General features: G+C 67.0%; 15 protein-coding genes. 7 read left to right on the forward strand and 8 right to left on the reverse strand.

Features of this window, described 5'->3' with window-relative positions:
* Positions 1 to 30: 30 nt before the first annotated feature.
* A complete protein-coding gene (locus HNP02_RS29090) occupies positions 31 to 891 on the forward strand; it encodes an alpha/beta fold hydrolase (protein WP_184444100.1) in 861 nt (286 codons plus the stop codon).
* A gap of 179 nt (positions 892 to 1,070) precedes the next feature.
* On the opposite strand, the gene HNP02_RS29095 is transcribed toward HNP02_RS29090, so the two are convergent.
* Genes HNP02_RS29095 through HNP02_RS29105 form a run of 3 tightly spaced genes read right to left on the reverse strand, consistent with a single transcriptional unit; the run spans position 1,071 to position 3,921 of the window.
* A complete protein-coding gene (locus HNP02_RS29095) occupies positions 1,071 to 2,159 on the reverse strand; it encodes an adenosine deaminase (protein ID WP_184444101.1) in 1,089 nt (362 codons plus the stop codon).
* 56 nt (positions 2,160 to 2,215) lie between these two features.
* On the reverse strand, positions 2,216 to 3,517 hold the full coding sequence (locus HNP02_RS29100) for a thymidine phosphorylase (RefSeq protein ID WP_184444102.1): 1,302 nt from the start codon (positions 3,515 to 3,517) through the stop codon (positions 2,216 to 2,218).
* Entirely contained in the window at positions 3,514 to 3,921 is a 408-nt protein-coding gene (locus HNP02_RS29105) for a cytidine deaminase (RefSeq protein WP_184444103.1), read from the reverse strand. The genes HNP02_RS29100 and HNP02_RS29105 overlap by 4 nt, the downstream gene beginning before the upstream one ends.
* 238 nt (positions 3,922 to 4,159) lie before the next feature.
* On the opposite strand from HNP02_RS29105, the gene sdhC reads away from it, so the two are divergent.
* Genes sdhC through sdhA form a run of 3 tightly spaced genes read left to right on the forward strand, consistent with a single transcriptional unit; the run spans position 4,160 to position 6,820 of the window.
* Entirely contained in the window at positions 4,160 to 4,588 is a 429-nt protein-coding gene (gene sdhC, locus HNP02_RS29110) for a succinate dehydrogenase, cytochrome b556 subunit (RefSeq protein ID WP_184444104.1), read from the forward strand.
* Positions 4,585 to 5,055 carry a succinate dehydrogenase hydrophobic membrane anchor subunit gene (locus HNP02_RS29115; protein WP_184444105.1) on the forward strand — a complete coding sequence of 157 codons (471 nt, stop codon included), beginning with the start codon at positions 4,585 to 4,587 and terminating at the stop codon, positions 5,053 to 5,055. Before sdhC ends, HNP02_RS29115 begins: the two co-directional genes overlap by 4 nt.
* A 10-nt stretch (positions 5,056 to 5,065) precedes the next feature.
* Complete coding sequence (sdhA, locus tag HNP02_RS29120) at positions 5,066 to 6,820, forward strand: succinate dehydrogenase flavoprotein subunit (protein ID WP_184444106.1); 1,755 nt, start codon at positions 5,066 to 5,068, stop codon at positions 6,818 to 6,820.
* A gap of 49 nt (positions 6,821 to 6,869) precedes the next feature.
* Here sdhA and HNP02_RS29125 read toward each other — a convergent pair whose 3' ends face one another.
* Positions 6,870 to 8,054 (reverse strand): RNA-guided endonuclease TnpB family protein, encoded by a 1,185-nt coding sequence (locus HNP02_RS29125; RefSeq protein ID WP_184444107.1) that lies wholly within the window; start codon positions 8,052 to 8,054, stop codon positions 6,870 to 6,872.
* Positions 8,055 to 8,152: 98 nt separating this feature from the next.
* Here HNP02_RS29125 and HNP02_RS29130 point away from each other — a divergent pair, with 98 nt between their 5' ends.
* A complete protein-coding gene (locus HNP02_RS29130) occupies positions 8,153 to 8,938 on the forward strand; it encodes a succinate dehydrogenase iron-sulfur subunit (RefSeq protein ID WP_184444108.1) in 786 nt (261 codons plus the stop codon).
* Positions 8,939 to 9,283: 345 nt separating this feature from the next.
* Positions 9,284 to 9,877, forward strand: a complete 594-nt coding sequence (locus HNP02_RS29135) for a carboxymuconolactone decarboxylase family protein (RefSeq protein WP_184444109.1) — start codon at positions 9,284 to 9,286, stop codon at positions 9,875 to 9,877.
* Here the strand turns inward: HNP02_RS29135 and HNP02_RS29140 are convergent.
* Both HNP02_RS29140 and HNP02_RS29145 read right to left on the reverse strand, forming a co-directional pair.
* Positions 9,825 to 10,805 (reverse strand): sigma-70 family RNA polymerase sigma factor, encoded by a 981-nt coding sequence (locus HNP02_RS29140; RefSeq protein ID WP_184444110.1) that lies wholly within the window; start codon positions 10,803 to 10,805, stop codon positions 9,825 to 9,827. The two genes, HNP02_RS29135 and HNP02_RS29140, sit on opposite strands and share 53 nt — an antisense overlap.
* Entirely contained in the window at positions 10,802 to 12,001 is a 1,200-nt protein-coding gene (locus HNP02_RS29145; RefSeq protein ID WP_184444111.1) for an MFS transporter, read from the reverse strand. Before HNP02_RS29145 ends, HNP02_RS29140 begins: the two co-directional genes overlap by 4 nt.
* A 417-nt stretch (positions 12,002 to 12,418) precedes the next feature.
* Here HNP02_RS29145 and HNP02_RS29150 point away from each other — a divergent pair, with 417 nt between their 5' ends.
* Positions 12,419 to 14,071 carry an APC family permease gene (locus HNP02_RS29150; RefSeq protein ID WP_255507100.1) on the forward strand — a complete coding sequence of 551 codons (1,653 nt, stop codon included), beginning with the start codon at positions 12,419 to 12,421 and terminating at the stop codon, positions 14,069 to 14,071.
* Between the two features lie 18 nt (positions 14,072 to 14,089).
* Here HNP02_RS29150 and HNP02_RS29155 read toward each other — a convergent pair whose 3' ends face one another.
* A complete protein-coding gene (locus tag HNP02_RS29155; RefSeq protein ID WP_184444112.1) occupies positions 14,090 to 15,463 on the reverse strand; it encodes an L-serine ammonia-lyase in 1,374 nt (457 codons plus the stop codon).
* Entirely contained in the window at positions 15,460 to 16,731 is a 1,272-nt protein-coding gene (gene glyA / locus HNP02_RS29160; protein ID WP_184444218.1) for a serine hydroxymethyltransferase, read from the reverse strand. Before glyA ends, HNP02_RS29155 begins: the two co-directional genes overlap by 4 nt.
* Positions 16,732 to 16,804: the final 73 nt, after the last annotated feature.

Consider the following 16,804-nt stretch of genomic DNA (forward strand, 5'->3'; position numbering starts at 1 on the left):
GTTCTGCCCGCGTCGCGAGTCGACACTGGCATGACCATCACTGACGGCATCACCACCCGCTCGCTCGACGTCCCCGGCGCCCGACTGCACTACGAGGTCCGCGGCGGTGTTGAATTCGCGGCTCGCCGCGGTGGACCGCTTCTGTTCGTCGTGGGTTCCCCCATGGGCACCACCGACTTCGCGGGCCTCGCCGACGCCCTGGCGTCCGACCGCACCGTCGTCACCTACGACCCGCGCGGTCTTGCCGGCAGCACCATCGACGACCCCACGCAGGACGCCACCCCCGATCTGCGGGCCGACGACGTCGCGGCCATCCTGGACGCTCTCGGCGCCGAATCGGCCGACGTGTTCGGCTCGAGCGGCGGCGCGGTCACCGGCTTGGCACTGGTCACCCGTCACCCGGGCCGGGTGCGCACGCTGATCGCCCACGAGCCACCGCTGCTGGAGCTGCTGCCAGACGCCGAGGCGCAGCGCGCGGGCACCGAGGCCATCATCGAGACGTTCCACCGCGACGGGCCGGACGCGGCGTTCGTGCATTTCATGACCACCGCGGGCTACGACATGTCCGACCCGAAGCTCGGCCCGCCGTCGGGACCCGAGCCGACCGAGGAAGAGCTGGCCAAGCACACGGCCGACATGGCGCGCTTCTTCACCCACGAATTGCGCGACACCACGCGGTACCTGCCCGACGTCGCGGCTCTGCGCGCGAGCTCCACCGAGGTCCTGGTCGGCATCGGGGTGGACTCCGGTCACCTGCTCACGCATCGCACGTCGACTGCGCTGTGCGGACTGCTTGGCAGTTCACCCGTCGAGTTCCCCGGCGATCACGGCGGATTCATCGCGGCCCCCGACGCCTTCGCCGATCGCGTCCGCGAGGTGCTGGCGCGCTAAGTACTCCCCGCGAGCGTGCGTGTTTGTCGCACGACACGCCGCTAAACGACGGCAGTCTGCGCACACTCAGCCCCGGCCGAGCGCGCGCAAAATACCCCCAGCAGTCGGCGTGTCGCCCGCAAACACGCGCGCTCGCGGAGAAGAGATTGCCCGCGGGGTGGGGCCGGGCGCGCCGGGGGTCAGCCGATGAGGACGGCGTAGCGCGGCTTGATCACCTCGTCGATGATCGCCAGTCGTTCGTCGAACGGCAGGAACGCCGACTTCATCGCGTTGATGGTGAACCGTTCGAGATCGCTCCAGCCGTAGCCGAACGCCTCGACCAGCCGCAGCATCTCCTGGCTCATGGTGGTGTCGCTCATCAGCCGGTTGTCGGTGTTGACGGTGACGCGGAACCGCGATCGGGCCAGCAGGTCGAACGGGTGCTCGGCGATGCTGGCCGCGGCGCCGGTCTGCACGTTGCTGCTCGGGCACATCTCCAGCGGAACTCGCTTGTCGCGCAGGATCGACGCCAGCCTGCCCAGTTTGACCGAACCGTCGGCGGCGATGTCGATGTCGTCGACGATCCGCACGCCGTGGCCCAGCCGGTCGGCGCCGCAGAACGCGATGGCCTCGTGGATCGAGGGCAGACCGAACGCCTCACCGGCGTGAATCGTGAAGCGCGCGTTGTTGCCTCGCATGTACTCGAAGGCGTCCAGGTGCCGGGTCGGAGGGTACCCGGCCTCAGCGCCCGCGATGTCGAACCCCACCACGCCCCTGTCGCGGAAACGGACGGCCAGTTCGGCGATCTCGCGCGAACGGGCGGCGTGTCGCATCGCGGTGACCAGACATCGCATGGTGATGGTGCGGCCCTCACTGGCCGCCGCCTTCTCGCCGTCGGCGAAGCCGGCGAGCACCGCCTCGACGACCGCGTCGAGCGACAACCCGCGATCGATGTGCAGTTCTGGCGCGAACCGGACTTCGGCGTAGACGACGGAGTCGGCGGCAAGGTCCTGCGCGCACTCGAAGGCCACCCGGTGCAACGCTTCCGGGGTCTGCATGACGCCGACCGTGTGCGCGAACGGCTCCAGATACCGCACCAGCGACCCGCTGTGCGCCGCCGTGCGGAAGAACGTGGCCAGCGCCTCGACGTCGGTCGCGGGCAGCTCGTCATAGCCCGTCTCCCCGGCCAGTTCCAGCACCGTGGCCGGGCGCAGACCGCCGTCGAGATGGTCGTGCAGGAGCGCCTTGGGGGCTTGCTTGATGAGGTCGAGGCTCAGCGGCGTGGTCATCCATCCATCTTGCTCGCGCGCGGCCGCATTGGACGCAAAGTTCACCGTGGCTTTGATTACTCGACGATCCGGTCGATGATCAGAGGCCGCGATTTCGGCGGCTGGTCACCGACGCTCCATCCCCCGTCCAGCTCGGCGATGGCACCGCCGAACCGCTCTGGGGTGTCGGTGTACAGCGTGAACAGCGGCTCCCCCGCGACCACCGGCTCGCCAGGCCCACGGTGGATGCGCACGCCTGCGCCGAACTGCACCCGCCCGCCTGGCGTCGAGCGGCCGGCTCCGAGCCGCCACACCGCCAGCCCAACGGCCATCGCGTCGATGTCGCCCATCACGCCACCACGCGGCGCGGTGACGGTCTCGGAATGCGCCCCGATGGGCAACGGCTGGGACAGGTCGCCGCCCTGCGCGGACACCAAGTCGCGGAACCGGTCCATGGCGGTTCCGTCGGCCAGCGTGTCGGCAGGATCGATTCCGTCGACCCCCGCCGCGTCGAGCATCTCCCGAGCCAGCGCCAGCGTCAGCTCGACCACGTCGTCGGGGCCGCCGCCTGCGAGCACGTCGAGTGACTCGGCGACTTCCACCGCGTTGCCGACGGCGCGTCCGAGCGGCCGGTCCATGTCGGTGAGGAGCGCGCGCGTGGCGACGCCGTGCGCGGTGCCCAACTCGACCATCGTGCGGGCCAACTCGCGCGACTCCGCCTCCGTCTTGAGGAAGGCGCCGCGACCCACCTTGGTGTCCAGCACCAGTGCGTCGGCGCCCTCGGCCAGCTTCTTGCTCATCACCGAACTCGCGATCAGCGGCAACGACTCGGTGGTCGCGGTGACGTCGCGCAGCGCGTAGATCTTGCGATCGGCAGGCGCCAGGTCGCCCGCCGCGAAGATGGCTGCGCCGATGTCTTGAAGCTGTTGGCGGATTTGGTCTTTGGAGAGTTCGGCGGTGAACCCGGCGATGGCCTCCAGCTTGTCGAGGGTGCCGCCGGTGTGGCCGAGTCCGCGACCGGCGGCCTGTGGCACCGCCGCGCCGCAGGCCATCACGACGGGTACCAGCGGGATGGTGATCTTGTCGCCAACCCCTCCGGTGGAGTGCTTGTCCACCAACGCCAGTGGCTTGCCGTTGCGGCGCAGATCGCTGAAGTCGAACCGCTCGCCGGAGCCGATCATGGCCGCCGTCCACCGGGCGATCTCGGCTGGCGTCATGCCGCGCAGGAAGATCGCCATCAGCAGTGCCGACATCTGCTCGTCGTGCACCCGCCCGTGGGTGTAGCCGTCGATGACCCAGTCGATCGCGGCGTCCGAGAGCACTCCCCCGTCGCGCTTGGTCCTGATGACGGTCGGGGCGTCGAAGGTGAACTCCGTCACGGGTTCTCCACGCGGGCCATGTCATCGGGACCGAAGGCGTCGGGCAACAGAACCGACAACGGACGGGGACCCGCGGGATGGTCGATCAACATGTCGGGCCCGCCGTGCTCCAGCAGCACCTGGCGGCACCGGCCGCAGGGCATGAGCAACGCGCCTGCGGCGTCCACGCACGACAGCGCGACGAGTCGTCCGCCGCCGCCCGAATGCAGGGCGCAGACCACAGAACACTCGGCACAGAGACCTAGGCCATATGAGACATTCTCCACATTGCAACCGACCACGATTCGACCATCGTCGGTCAGCGCTGCCGCCCCGACGGGGAAGCGCGAATATGGGGCGTACGCACGCGACATCACCTCAATCGCATTGCACTGCAATGACTTCCAGTCAATCTCAATGGCCACGACATCTCCGCGGTCGACGATCTGAATCCATTCCGAAGCCTCCGTTTCACGCCCCGAGTTCCTAGATAGGCGACCCTAACTTCTGCGGTGGGACGGCTGCCGGAGCTACCACGCTAGTTCTTTCAGCAAGACAATGGGTTTAGAGTCGCCCCGAGGTTTGGGTACAGGTTGGGCAACGTCGACACGAGGTCCCCACCCGCGTGCCCCGAGCGTCCACCGAAGGCGTTGGAGGTCGGAGATGAGTACAGCGACAGCCGCGGATTCCGCATTACCGGCACCGCGATCGTCACCACCGCGCCGCCGCACCCTGTATCGCGGCGACCCGGGCATGTGGTCGTGGGTGCTGCACCGCATCACCGGCGCCACGGTCTTCTTCTTCCTCCTCGTCCACGTGCTCGACACCGCGCTAGTGCGCGTCAGCCCCGAGGCCTACAACGAAGTCATCAACACCTACAAGACGCCGATCATCGGCCTCATGGAGGTGGGCCTGGTGGCGGCGATGCTCTACCACGCCCTCAACGGCATCCGGGTCATCCTGGTCGACTTCTGGCAGCACGGTCCGAAGTACCAGCGACTGATGTTGTGGGTGGTACTTGGCGTCTGGATCGCGGTATTCACCGCCGCGATCGGCGTGATCGGCATGCACATGGCGGAGCGATTCCTGTGACCGGGCCGTGGACACCGCACCACAAGGAAGGCCGCCTTGCGCCGGTGCAGGAAAAGGAACACGACCGGCCCGCCAGCCTGGACCATCCGCGCGCACCCCGACGCCCGAGGGGCATCCCGTACTTCGAGAAGTACGCCTGGCTGTTCATGCGGTTCTCCGGCGTTGCATTGGTGTTCCTCGCGCTCGGGCACTTGTTCATCGGGCTGATCTGGGACGGCGGCGTGTACCGGATCGACTTCAACTACGTCGCGCAGCGCTGGGCCTCGCCGTTCTGGCAGATCTGGGATATGGCATTGCTGTGGCTGGCGATGGTGCACGGCGCCAACGGCATGCGCACCATCATCGGCGACTACGCCCGCACGAACGTCACCAGGTTCTATCTGAATGCGCTGTTGTTGCTGGCGACGGGGTTCACGTTGGTGTTGGGCACTTATGTCCTCGTCACCTTCGACGCGAATATCTCTTAGGGGACGCAGGATGATTCAGGAACATCGCTACGACGTCATCATCGTCGGTGCAGGCGGCGCAGGCATGCGTGCCGCCGTCGAAGCCGGCCCCCGGGTGCGCACCGCGGTGCTGACCAAGCTGTACCCGACGCGCAGTCACACCGGCGCCGCGCAGGGCGGCATGTGCGCGGCGCTGGCCAACGTCGAAGAGGACAACTGGGAGTGGCACACCTTCGACACTGTCAAGGGCGGCGACTACCTCGCCGACCAGGACGCCGTCGAAATCATGTGCAAGGAAGCCATCGACGCCGTCTACGACCTCGAGAAGATGGGGATGCCGTTCAACCGGACCCCCGAGGGCCGCATCGATCAGCGCCGCTTCGGCGGGCACACCCGCGACCACGGCAAGGCGCCGGTGCGCCGAGCCTGTTACGCCGCCGACCGCACCGGCCACATGATCCTGCAGACGCTGTACCAAAACTGCGTCAAGCACGGCGTCGAGTTCTTCAACGAGTTCTACGCCCTCGACATCGCCATCACCGAGGCGCCAGGTGGGCCAGTCGCGACCGGCGTCATCGCCTACGAGCTCGCCACCGGCGACATTCACATCTTTCACGCCAAGTCGATCGTGTTCGCCACCGGCGGGTCGGGTCGGATGTACAAGACCACTTCCAACGCGCACACACTGACGGGCGACGGTCTTGGAATCGTCTTCCGCAAGGGATTTCCGTTGGAGGACATGGAGTTTCACCAGTTCCATCCGACCGGTCTGGCTGGCCTGGGCATCCTGATTTCCGAGGCCGTGCGCGGCGAGGGTGGCCGCTTGCTCAACGGTGACGGCGAACGGTTCATGGAGCGCTACGCCCCCACCATCGTCGACCTGGCGCCGCGCGACATCGTTGCCCGCTCAATGGTGCTCGAAGTGCTCGAGGGCCGCGGCGCAGGCCCGAACAAGGACTACGTCTACATCGACGTGCGCCATCTCGGCGCGGACGTGCTCGAGGCCAAGTTGCCCGACATCACCGAGTTCGCCCGGACGTACCTCGGTGTCGACCCGGTCACAGAGCTGGTGCCCGTCTACCCGACCTGTCACTACGTGATGGGTGGCATCCCGACCACCGTGCACGGCCAGGTGCTGCGCGACAACAACGCGATCGTGCCAGGGCTGTACGCGGCAGGCGAGTGCGCCTGCGTGTCGGTGCACGGTTCCAACCGGCTGGGCACCAACTCCCTGCTGGACATCAACGTGTTCGGCCGTCGCGCAGGCATCGCGGCGGCGAACTACGCACTCGGACACGACCACGTCGACCTGCCGGCCGATCCGGCGGGGATGGTCGTCGGCTGGGTCGGCGACATCCTCTCCGAACACGGCAACGAACGCGTCGCCGACATCAGGGGCGCGCTGCAACAGTCGATGGACAACAACGCCGCAGTCTTCCGCACCGAGGAGACGCTCAAGCAGGCGATGACCGACATCCACGCGCTCAAGGAGCGTTACGCCCGAATCACGGTGCACGACAAGGGAAAACGCTACAACAGCGACCTGCTTGAAGCGATCGAACTCGGCTTCTTGCTGGAGTTGGCCGAGGTGACCGTCGTCGGTGCCCTCAACCGCAAGGAGTCCCGTGGCGGTCATGCCCGCGAGGACTACCCCAACCGCGACGACACCAACTACATGCGCCACACCATGGCCTACAAGGAGGGCACCGACCTGCTGTCCGATATCAGGTTGGACTACAAGCCGGTGGTGCAGACGCGTTACGAGCCGATGGAACGGAAGTACTGACTTGACGTCCTCCTCCGGCTGAGGCCAGGGATTCCAACCCACCCACTACCTATGCGGCAGGAGAGCAGTGTTGAGGTTCACGGTTCTCAGACCGGCTAGTGCCGAGGCCTCCCCGTGCTGTCACCGCCCGTCCGGCGGCGATGTTGCGTGCAGCGTTCACATCGGCATTACACGGGCCGGTGGTGCAGGCTTGGCACTCGAACACCGCTTGGCTCTTGCGGTTTCCGGGAGCCACGTGCCCGCACGCGGAACATCGTTGCGACGTGTACGCGGCCGGGATCTGCTCGACCCGACCACAAGCCTTATGCTGCAAACGCGAGGCGAGCAGACCCCATCCGCTTCGGCTAATGCCACGGTTGAGGCCGCGCTTTTGCGCCACCCCCCGACCAGGCTGCTCGACGGTGCCCAGCGCACGGCGGGTCATCGCACGCACGTCAAGGGCTTCGATGCGGATCGTGTCGAAGCGCCGCGCGATATCGGTGGTGACCTTTTCAACCCAGTCCTTGCGCCGGTCGGCCTCACGCGCCCTCATCTTCGCGATCGCGCGCTTCGTGCGAGCTCGCCGGTTAGAGCCACGCTGAGAACGGGCCAGGCGCTGCTGCAGCACCTTGAGCCGCTTGGCCTCACGTGGTCTCAGGCCGGGAGCGTGCAGCAGTTCGCCGGTGGACAGGGCTGCCGATACCGCAATACCACGGTCGATACCCACCACACTGCTGTCCTGGGGACCTGGAATCGGGGCGGGCACGCGGGCAAAGGCGATATGCCAGCGGCCGGCCCGATCGCAGGTGACCCGGTAGGACTTCACACCTTTTGGTACTGGGCGCGACAAGCGGAACCGGACCCAGCCAACCTTGGGCACCCACACCCGACCGAACCGGCGATTGATCCGCTCGACGTGATGCGGTTTCACCGCAATTTGTCGAAATCCCTCGTGCACACCGGCTTTGCGCCACGTCGGTCGGCGATGGGATCCAGTGAAAAAGTTCTGCATTGCCTGAGCGAAATCCCGCAGCGCCTGCTGCTGCACGGTTTGCGAGCCGGCCGTCAACCAGTCGTGTTCGGCGCGGGCCTCCGTCAACTGGGCGCACTGATCGTTGTAGCCGGGCGCGCGGCGTCCCGGCTGCCAGTGCTGTTGCTGCTCGACAGCCAGATTCCAGACATACCGGGCGTGGCGGCAATGACCAGCCAACACCGCCACCTGCTCATCAGTAGGAAGCAACCGGTATCGCGCCACACTGGCAACCTAACCGCCACCACTGACAAGCCACCGAAAGGAGACGCGGCGTTTGCTCCCCCGGCTAGAGCCAGGGGTTTCCACGCCGCAACAAGCCGATGACCGCACCCTCCATCGACAGTCCGGAAGTCGGCGACCCGCCGCTGCCACCCGTGCCAGAGGGCTCAGTGATGGTAACGATGAAGATCGCCCGCTTCAATCCCGAAGATCCTGACACCGCCGGTTGGCAGAGCTTCCGTGTCCCATGCCTGCCCAGCGACCGCCTGCTCAACCTGCTGCACTACGTCAAGTGGTACCTCGACGGCACGCTGACGTTCCGGCGCTCCTGCGCGCACGGGGTGTGCGGCTCCGACGCGATGCGCATCAACGGCGTCAACCGACTCGCGTGCAAGGTGCTGATGCGCGATCTGCTCCCGAAGAAGCCGGGCAAGCCACTCACCATCACGATCGAGCCGATCCGCGGGCTGCCCGTGGAAAAGGATCTCGTCGTCGACATGGAGCCGTTCTTCGACGCATACCGCGCGGTGAAGCCGTTCCTGATGACCAGCGGCAACCCGCCAACGCGGGAACGGATTCAGAGCCAGACCGACCGGGCCCGCTACGACGACACCACCAAATGCATCCTGTGCGCGTGCTGCACGACCAGCTGCCCCGTGTACTGGAGCGAGGGCAGCTACTTCGGCCCTGCCGCGATCGTCAACGCGCACCGGTTCATCTTCGACAGCCGTGACGAGGGCGCCGCCGAGCGGTTGGACATCCTCAACGAGGTCGACGGGGTATGGCGGTGCCGCACCACGTTCAACTGCACCGAGGCATGCCCGCGTGGCATACAGGTGACCCAGGCCATTCAAGAGGTCAAGCGAGCGCTAATGTTCGCCCGCTGAATCTGGTTGCACCCCTCCGCGAGCGCGCGTGTCTGCGGGCAACACGCCGGTCTTCGACCGGAGTTTGCGCGCGCTCGGCGCAGAATCATAACGCCAGACAGCGCGGCACACATGCTGACGATGGCGGCGGTTCGTCCACCGGAGCCGTCGAAACCAGGCGGTAGATAGCCGTTCTCGAACTTGACGGCATAGTTGGTGTCGCCGAGCTCCAGCAGCGCGGACAAGGCCAGTCGAGCTCCGCGAACGCGCGCAGATTCGGCCTTGGTGACGGCGTGTCGCCCGCAGACACGCGCGCTCGCGGGTAAGGGGGTGTCACACATTTGGGGGCTGTCTCGTCCAAGAGACATGACCACTCAAAAGCCTCGTATCGAACCCCTGCCCCCCAACAAGGCTCCGTTGCTGGCCCGCCTGATGTATCGCTACGCCAAGCGCCGCTTCGGCGAGGTGCCCGTGCCGTTCGCGGTTGGCGCGCACCACATGCCGCTGCTGGTGGCCAACGCCGTGCACGAGACGCTGCTGGAGCGCGGCTCGAAGAAGCTGCCGTCAAACGTTCGCGAGCTGGCGGTGTACCGGACGGCCCGCACCGTCGGCTGCTCCTGGTGCATCGACTTCGGCGCCATGCTGATCCGCCTCGACGGGCTGGACGTCGACCGGCTCAAGCACATCGACGACTACGCGAACTCACCGCTGTTCACCGATGACGAGCGCGCGGCGATCGCCTATTCCGACGCGATGACCACCGACCCGCTCACCGTCACCGACGAGCAGGTCGCCGATCTGCGGCGGCGTTTCGGTGACGCAGGCACGATGGAGCTGACCTATCAGATCGGCATCGAGAACATGCGGGCCAGGATGAACGCCGCCCTTGGCATCACCGAACAGGGCTTCAGTTCCGGCGACGCGTGCCAGGTTCCGTGGGCGACGCAGGAGCCAGGCTAATTCCCGGGTCGCTTCGCTCCTGCCCTCCGAGCGGCGAACCCGTGAACTTGTCCGGGTTCGCGACATCCCATATGGCGCAGACCTTTCCATCGCTGACGGTCAGCGCCTGGATGTGCGGCTGCATCGCAGGCCACTCGTCGGTGGCGTCCAATCCGGTGGTGTACAACCCGAGTTCCCCGTTGACCAAGGCCATCTCGCCAACGTCGAAGAAGCGCGGGCCGTATCGCTTGGCCAACCCGAAGATGAAGCGGGACACCTTGTCGGAGCCGTGAATGACGCGGGCGGCGGTAGGCGCCTTGCGGTTCGAGTCACCGGTGAACGTCACATCCGGGTGCAGCAGGGCGACGACAGCGGCCATGTCGCCCGCCGCCATCGCGGCGATGAGCAAGCCGACCACCTCGTCATGGGACGGATCGCGTTCAGGCGCCTCGGCATCGACGACCGTGCGCCTGGCCCGCGACGCCAGCTGGCGGGCCGCGACTGCGGTGACGCCGAGGACGTCGGCGATCTCGGCGAACGGCACCGCGAAACCGTCGTGCAGGACGAACGCGACCCTCTGGTCGGGAGTCAGCCGTTCGAGCACCACCATCGCGGCGAACCGGGCGTCCTCCCCCGCGACGACTGCCACCAGCGGGTCCGACCGGTCGAGCGGTGTCACGACGGGTTCGGGCAGCCATTCGCCGAAGTAGGTCTCGCGCCGGTGGGCGGCCGAGCGCAGCCGGTCGAGCCCGATGCGGCTCACCACCGTCGTCAGCCACGCCCGCAGATCGTCGATGCCGTCGCGATCGGCGCCAAGCGCATGCCAGCGCAGCCAGGCATCCTGCACCGCGTCCTCGGCGTCGGCGAACGTCCCGGTGAGCCGGTAGGCCACGGCAAGGAGATGCGAGCGTTGCCGCTCGAATTCGTCGGTCCGCGCCGCGGTGGTCACGCCTCAAGCGTAGTGAGTTTGCCCGCGCCGATGACCAGGCACACGGTGACGGCCGCGGTGGCACCGCCGAGCAGCATGACCGCCGTCAGCGACGCGCCGTCGATCACGAACCCGCCGAGCAGCGCGGCGATCGAGATGGTGGCCTGGAACGCACTGGTGAACAGCACCGTCGCGGCTTCGTCGGCACCGCCGGATGCGCGCGCCAGCCACGTCTGGCTGCACGCGGGCACGGCGCCGTATGCCGCGCCCCACAGGATCAGCAGGCCCACCACGGCCAGGACGCTGGTCCCGGCGAACGTCAACACGACCGTCGCGATGGCGATCAGCGCGGCCGCCGTGGCGAACGTGGCGCGCAGGCTCTTCGCGATGGCCACCCCGGCGATCAGGTTCCCCGCCAAGCCGGCCGCGCCGTAGACGAGCAACAGGACGCTGATCGTGCCAAGATCGACGCGGGTGACCTCCTCGAGGAACGCCGACACGTAGGTGTAAGTACCGAAGTGGGCGACGACGATGGTGAACGTCAGAAGCAGGCCGACGCGTACCTGGCGCCGAGCCAGCAGCGCGCCAAGCACCACGAGCCGGGTCACCCGCTCTGGCGGCAACGCGGGCAGTGAGGCGATCAATGCCGCCAAGACGCCCACTGTCGCGACGCCAAGACAGACGAACGCCGTCCGCCACCCAGCCACGTCGGCGATGAACGTCCCGATCGGAACGCCGAGCACGGAGCCGAGTGGCACGCCGAGGAAGATCGTCGGGGTGGCCCGTGCGACCGATCGCGCGTCGACGAGCCGGGAGGCCAAACCCGCTCCGACCGACCAGAATCCGCCGATCACGATCCCGACCAGAACACGTGCCGCCAGCAGCATCCAGAACTCGGAAGCCACCGCGCTGACGAGGTTCGACGCGGCCAGCACGACCAACCAGACGCTCAGCATCAGCCGCCGGTCGACCCGCGCCGTCGCCACGGTCGCCACCGGGGCGGCGACGGCCGCGACCAGTCCTGGCACCGTCATCAACAAGCCACACCTGCCAGGCGACACCGCGAACTCCGCCGAGATCGGCAGCAGCAGCCCGATCGGCAGGATCTCGGCGGTGACGATCACGAAGATCCCCGCCATGACAGACCAGACCGCCAACCACCGCCTGGCCCCGCGGATTGCCGATCGGTCCTCGAAGGTTTTGGGCTGCAACGTCATTCGGACTCCACATCGATCTCGGCACGGGAACTTGGGTTCCTCTGCGCCAGTCGACCACCGCGCCAGGTCGAGGGCTCGCGGGTTTCCGACGTCGCGGCCGCCCGTGGACTGCAATGTCGGTTTACCGCGATCCCGTGAACCGAACGAGAACGCGCCCCAACAAGCCACAATTCGATGTTTTCGTTACTGTGAAGAATCTGTGCGTGCGGATTTCGTCGTTGTAGCGCGATTTTGCAACTGAAACCGTATTCTCGAACGGTTGTCCACGTGGAGCAGGGGAGAAAGCAATTGACTACAGGTGATACAGAGGCGAGCGAAGCGACGGGAAATCGCTCAGAGGCGAGCGAAGCGACGGGAAATGACACAGAGGTCGTCCCGGGAAGCTCGGGAACCGCGGGGGCCGTCGACAGCAAGGGCCTGAAGGGCGGCTCCCTCGGCCTGCTGTCCAGCGTGGTGGTCGGGATGGCGTCGACTGCGCCCGCCTACAGCCTGGCGGCAGTCCTCGGACTCATCGTGGCCAGTGGCGCAGGCGTGAAGGCTGCGTCGATCGTCCTGCTGGCCTTCATCCCGATCTACCTGATCGCGGTGGCTTACCAGGAGCTCAACAAGGCCGAACCAGACTGCGGGACCACGTTCACCTGGGCCTCGCGCGCATTCGGGCCGCTCGTCGGATGGATGGGCGGCTGGGGCATCATCGCCGCCGACGTGATCGTGATGGCCAACCTGGCCCAGATCGCGGGTGCGTACTCGTTCACGTTCGTCGGGGACCTCGGCTGGACCTCGGCGGCCGACCTCGCGAGCAGCACACTCTGGTCGACGGTGGCCGGCGTCATCTGGATCGTCGTGATGACCTACATCTGCTATCGCGGCATCGAGGTCTCGGCCCGCCTGCAGTACTTCCTGCTCGGCTTCGAGGTGATCATCCTCGTCGTGATCTCGATCTACGCGCTGATCAAGGTCTACACCAGCAATGCGCTGCCCGAGTCGATCCACCCCTCGCTTGCCTGGTTCTGGCCGGCAGGCCTGGACTTCGGCACCGTCGTCGCCCCTGCGATCCTGATCGCGATCTTCATCTACTGGGGCTGGGACACCGCGGTCGCCTGCAACGAGGAATCCGACGATCCGGGGACCACCCCCGGCAAGGCCGCAGTCCTGTCGACGTTCCTGCTGCTCGCCACGTACGCCATCGTCACCGTCGCGGTGGTCGCCTTCGCAGGCGTCGGCGAGACCGATGCGGGCCTTGGCAATCCGGCCAACTCGGCCGACGTGTTCTCAGCCATCGGGCCTGCTCTGTTCGGTGACAGCGTCATCGGCCACATCGGGCTGCTCGCATTGTCCGCGACCATCCTGACCTCCGCCTCGGCGTCCACGCAGACGACGATCCTGCCGACGGCACGCACGACGCTGTCGATGGGCGTCTACAAGGCGCTGCCGACGTCGTTTGCGAAGATTCACCGCAAGTACCTGACGCCGACCGTCTCGACGGTCGTGATGGGTGCCGTGTCGATCTTCTTCTACGTGCTGTTCACCCTCATCAGCAGCAGCCTTCTGTTGGCCCTGATCGGTTCGGTCGGCCTGATGATCGCCTTCTACTACGGGATGACCGGGTACGCCTGCGTCTGGTACTACCGCAAGACGCTGACGAAGAACGCCCGGGACCTCGTGATGCGTGGCGTCGTGCCCCTGCTGGGGGCCATCATGCTCACGGTCGTCTTCGCCTACGGACTCATCTCGTACTCGAAGCCCGACTACCTCGTCGACGAGGCCACCGGCGAGAACGTGACGATCCTCGGGTTCGGCGCGGTCGCGGTGGTAGGCATCGGCGCGCTGGTCCTCGGCGTGATCATGATGTTCGTCTGGTGGGCGATGTCGCCGGGCTTCTTCAAGGGCCAAACCCTGGAGCGCCGTTCGGACCTGCTGCTGGAACCGGCGATCGGCTCCACCCCCTACTTCGGGTTGCCGGACTCCGGTGACATGCCGACGGTGATCGCACCGGATCTGTCGAACCTTCCGACGGGCGGGATAGCCATCGATGCCGCGACCGGCGAGGAGTTCAGCAAGGGCGGCTGACCGTCGAATACCGACCCCTCAGCACTCGACGACGTTGACGGCGAGCCCGCCGCGCGATGTCTCCTTGTACTTGTCCATCATGTCGGCGCCCGTATCGCGCATGGTCTTGATCGCGGTGTCGAGGCTGACGTGGTGCTGGCCATCGCCGCGAACTGCCATGCGGGCGGCCGTGATTGCCTTGACGGCGCCGACCGCGTTGCGTTCGATGCACGGGATCTGCACTAGCCCCCCGACGGGATCGCACGTGAGCCCGAGGTTGTGTTCGATCCCGATCTCCGCGGCGTTCTCCACCTGCTCGGGAGTGCCGCCAAGGACCTCTGCCAGCCCGGCTGCTGCCATCGCGCACGCCGACCCGACCTCGCCTTGACAACCGACCTCTGCGCCGGAGATCGAGGCATTGCCCTTGAACAACAGGCCGACGGCGCCGGCGGCCAGCAGGAACGCGATCACGCCGTCGTCGGACGACGCGTTGACGAACCGCCGGTAGTAGTGCATGACCGAGGGGATGATGCCTGCGGCGCCGTTGGTGGGTGCGGTGACGACGCGTCCGCCGGCGGCGTTCTCCTCGTTTACGGCCAGCGCATACATGTTCACCCATTCCATGGCGCGCAGCGGGTCGTGCTCGTCGGCGTCGGCCTCCAACCGCGCCCGCAGGGCGGCGGCCCGACGCCGAACCTTCAGCCCGCCCGGCAGTACGCCGGTCTGCTGTGTGCCGCGCTCGACGCAGCCCTGCATCACCGACCACACCCGCAGCAACCCGGCCCGGATCTGCGCCTCGTCGCGCCAGGTCAGTTCGTTGGCGAGCATCAATTCGCTGATGCGCAAACCGGTTTCGGTGGTCAGCACCAGCAGCTCGTCGGCGGTGCGGAACGGATATGGAACGTCGCCGAGTTCCGGAACGTCGTCCAGCCCGCTCACGTCGTCCTCGTCGAGAACCGCGCCGCCGCCGACGGAATAGTATTCGCGCCTCAGCACCGGCGAACCGTCCTCGCCAAGCGCCGAGAACACCATGCCGTTGCTGTGGAACGGCAGGCGCTCCCGTCCGAGCAAGACGATGTCGCCGGCCGCCGAGAACGCGATCCGATGCACACCGCCAAGGCATAGTTCGCCCGCTTCGGCGATGGCGGCGGTCCGGGGTCCGACGTCATCGGGGTCGATGGTCTCGGGGTCCGCGCCCTCCAGCCCGAGCACCACCGCAGGAACCGTGCCGTGCCCTTCGCCGGTGGCCCCGAGCGAACCGAACAGCTCGACGCGCACCCCGGTCGTCCGTTCGAGCAGATTCTCGGTGGACAGCCGCTCCACGAAGGACTTGGCCGCCCGCATGGGCCCGACGGTGTGCGAACTCGACGGTCCGATCCCGACCTTGAACAGGTCGAACACGCTGCCGGTCACGGTGATGCCCGCAGGCTGTCGTACAGCGGGAAGCGTTGTGCAAGAACATCAACGGATGCGCCGAGGCGGGCGAGATCGGCCGCATCGATCGCGGGCGTCAGGGCCTCGGCGATGACGTCGGCCACCTCGCCGAAGGCGTCCTCGGTGAAACCCCTCGCCGCCAGCGCAGCGGTGCCGATGCGCACACCCGAGCTGACCATCGGCGGGCGCGGGTCGAACGGAACGGCGTTGCGGTTGACCGTGATTCCCACGTCGCGCAGCCGGTCCTCCGCCTGCTTGCCGTCCAACTCCGACGCGCGCAGGTCGACGAGCACCAGGTGCACGTCGGTGCCGCCGGTGACCACGTCGATGCCTGCGCGCCGCGCATCGGGCTGGGTCAGCCGCGCCGCGAGAAGCTTGGCACCGACCAGGGTGCGCTCCTGGCGGTCCCTGAAGGCAGGTTCGGCGGCCATCTTGAAGGCGACGGCCTTCGCGGCGATCACGTGTTGCAGCGGGCCGCCCTGCTGGCCGGGGAACACCGCCGAGTCGAGCTTCTTGCGCAGCTCCTCGACCGCAAGGATGAAGCCGCCGCGGGGACCGCCGAGCGTCTTGTGAGTCGTCGACGTGACGATGTGCGCGTGCGGAACCGGCGAGGGGTGCAGCCCCGCGGCGACCAGGCCCGCGAAGTGCGCCATGTCGACCATGAGATAGGCGCCGACTTCGTCGGCGATGCGCCGGAATTCGGCGAAGTCGAGCTGACGCGGGTAGGCCGACCAACCGGCGAGGATCAGCTTCGGCTTGCGTACGTGCGCGAGCCGCCGAACCTCGTCCATGTCGACCCTGTGGTCGTCTTCTCGCACGTGATACGGCGCGACGTCGTAGAGCCGGCCGGAGAAGTTCAGCTTCATGCCGTGGGTCAGGTGCCCACCGTGGGCCAGTGACAGGCCCATGATGGTGTCCCCCGGTTGCAGGACCGCGTGCATTGCGGCTGCGTTGGCCTGGGCCCCGGAATGTGGTTGCACGTTTGCGTATTCGGCTCCGAAGAGGGCGATCAGCCGTTCGATCGCGAGCGCCTCGATCGAGTCGACGTGCTCGCATCCGCCGTAGTACCGGCGTCCCGGGTAGCCCTCGGCGTACTTGTTGGTCAGCACCGAGCCCTGTGCCTCCAGCACGGCCCGCGGTGCGTAGTTCTCCGACGCGATCATCTCAAGGCCGCGCTGCTGGCGAATCAGCTCCAGGTCGACCAGGCCGGCAACCTCGGGGTCGAAGTCACGAAGTGACGCGTCCATGTCCCATTCGGGAGCCATCTCGGACTGTGGTGAGGCGATGGATCGTGTCACGGGGTGAGCCTTTCGTCGGCTG

It is taken from the genome of Mycobacterium sp. AZCC_0083 (assembly GCF_014202335.1).
Classification (GTDB): Bacteria; Actinomycetota; Actinomycetes; order Mycobacteriales; family Mycobacteriaceae; genus Mycobacterium.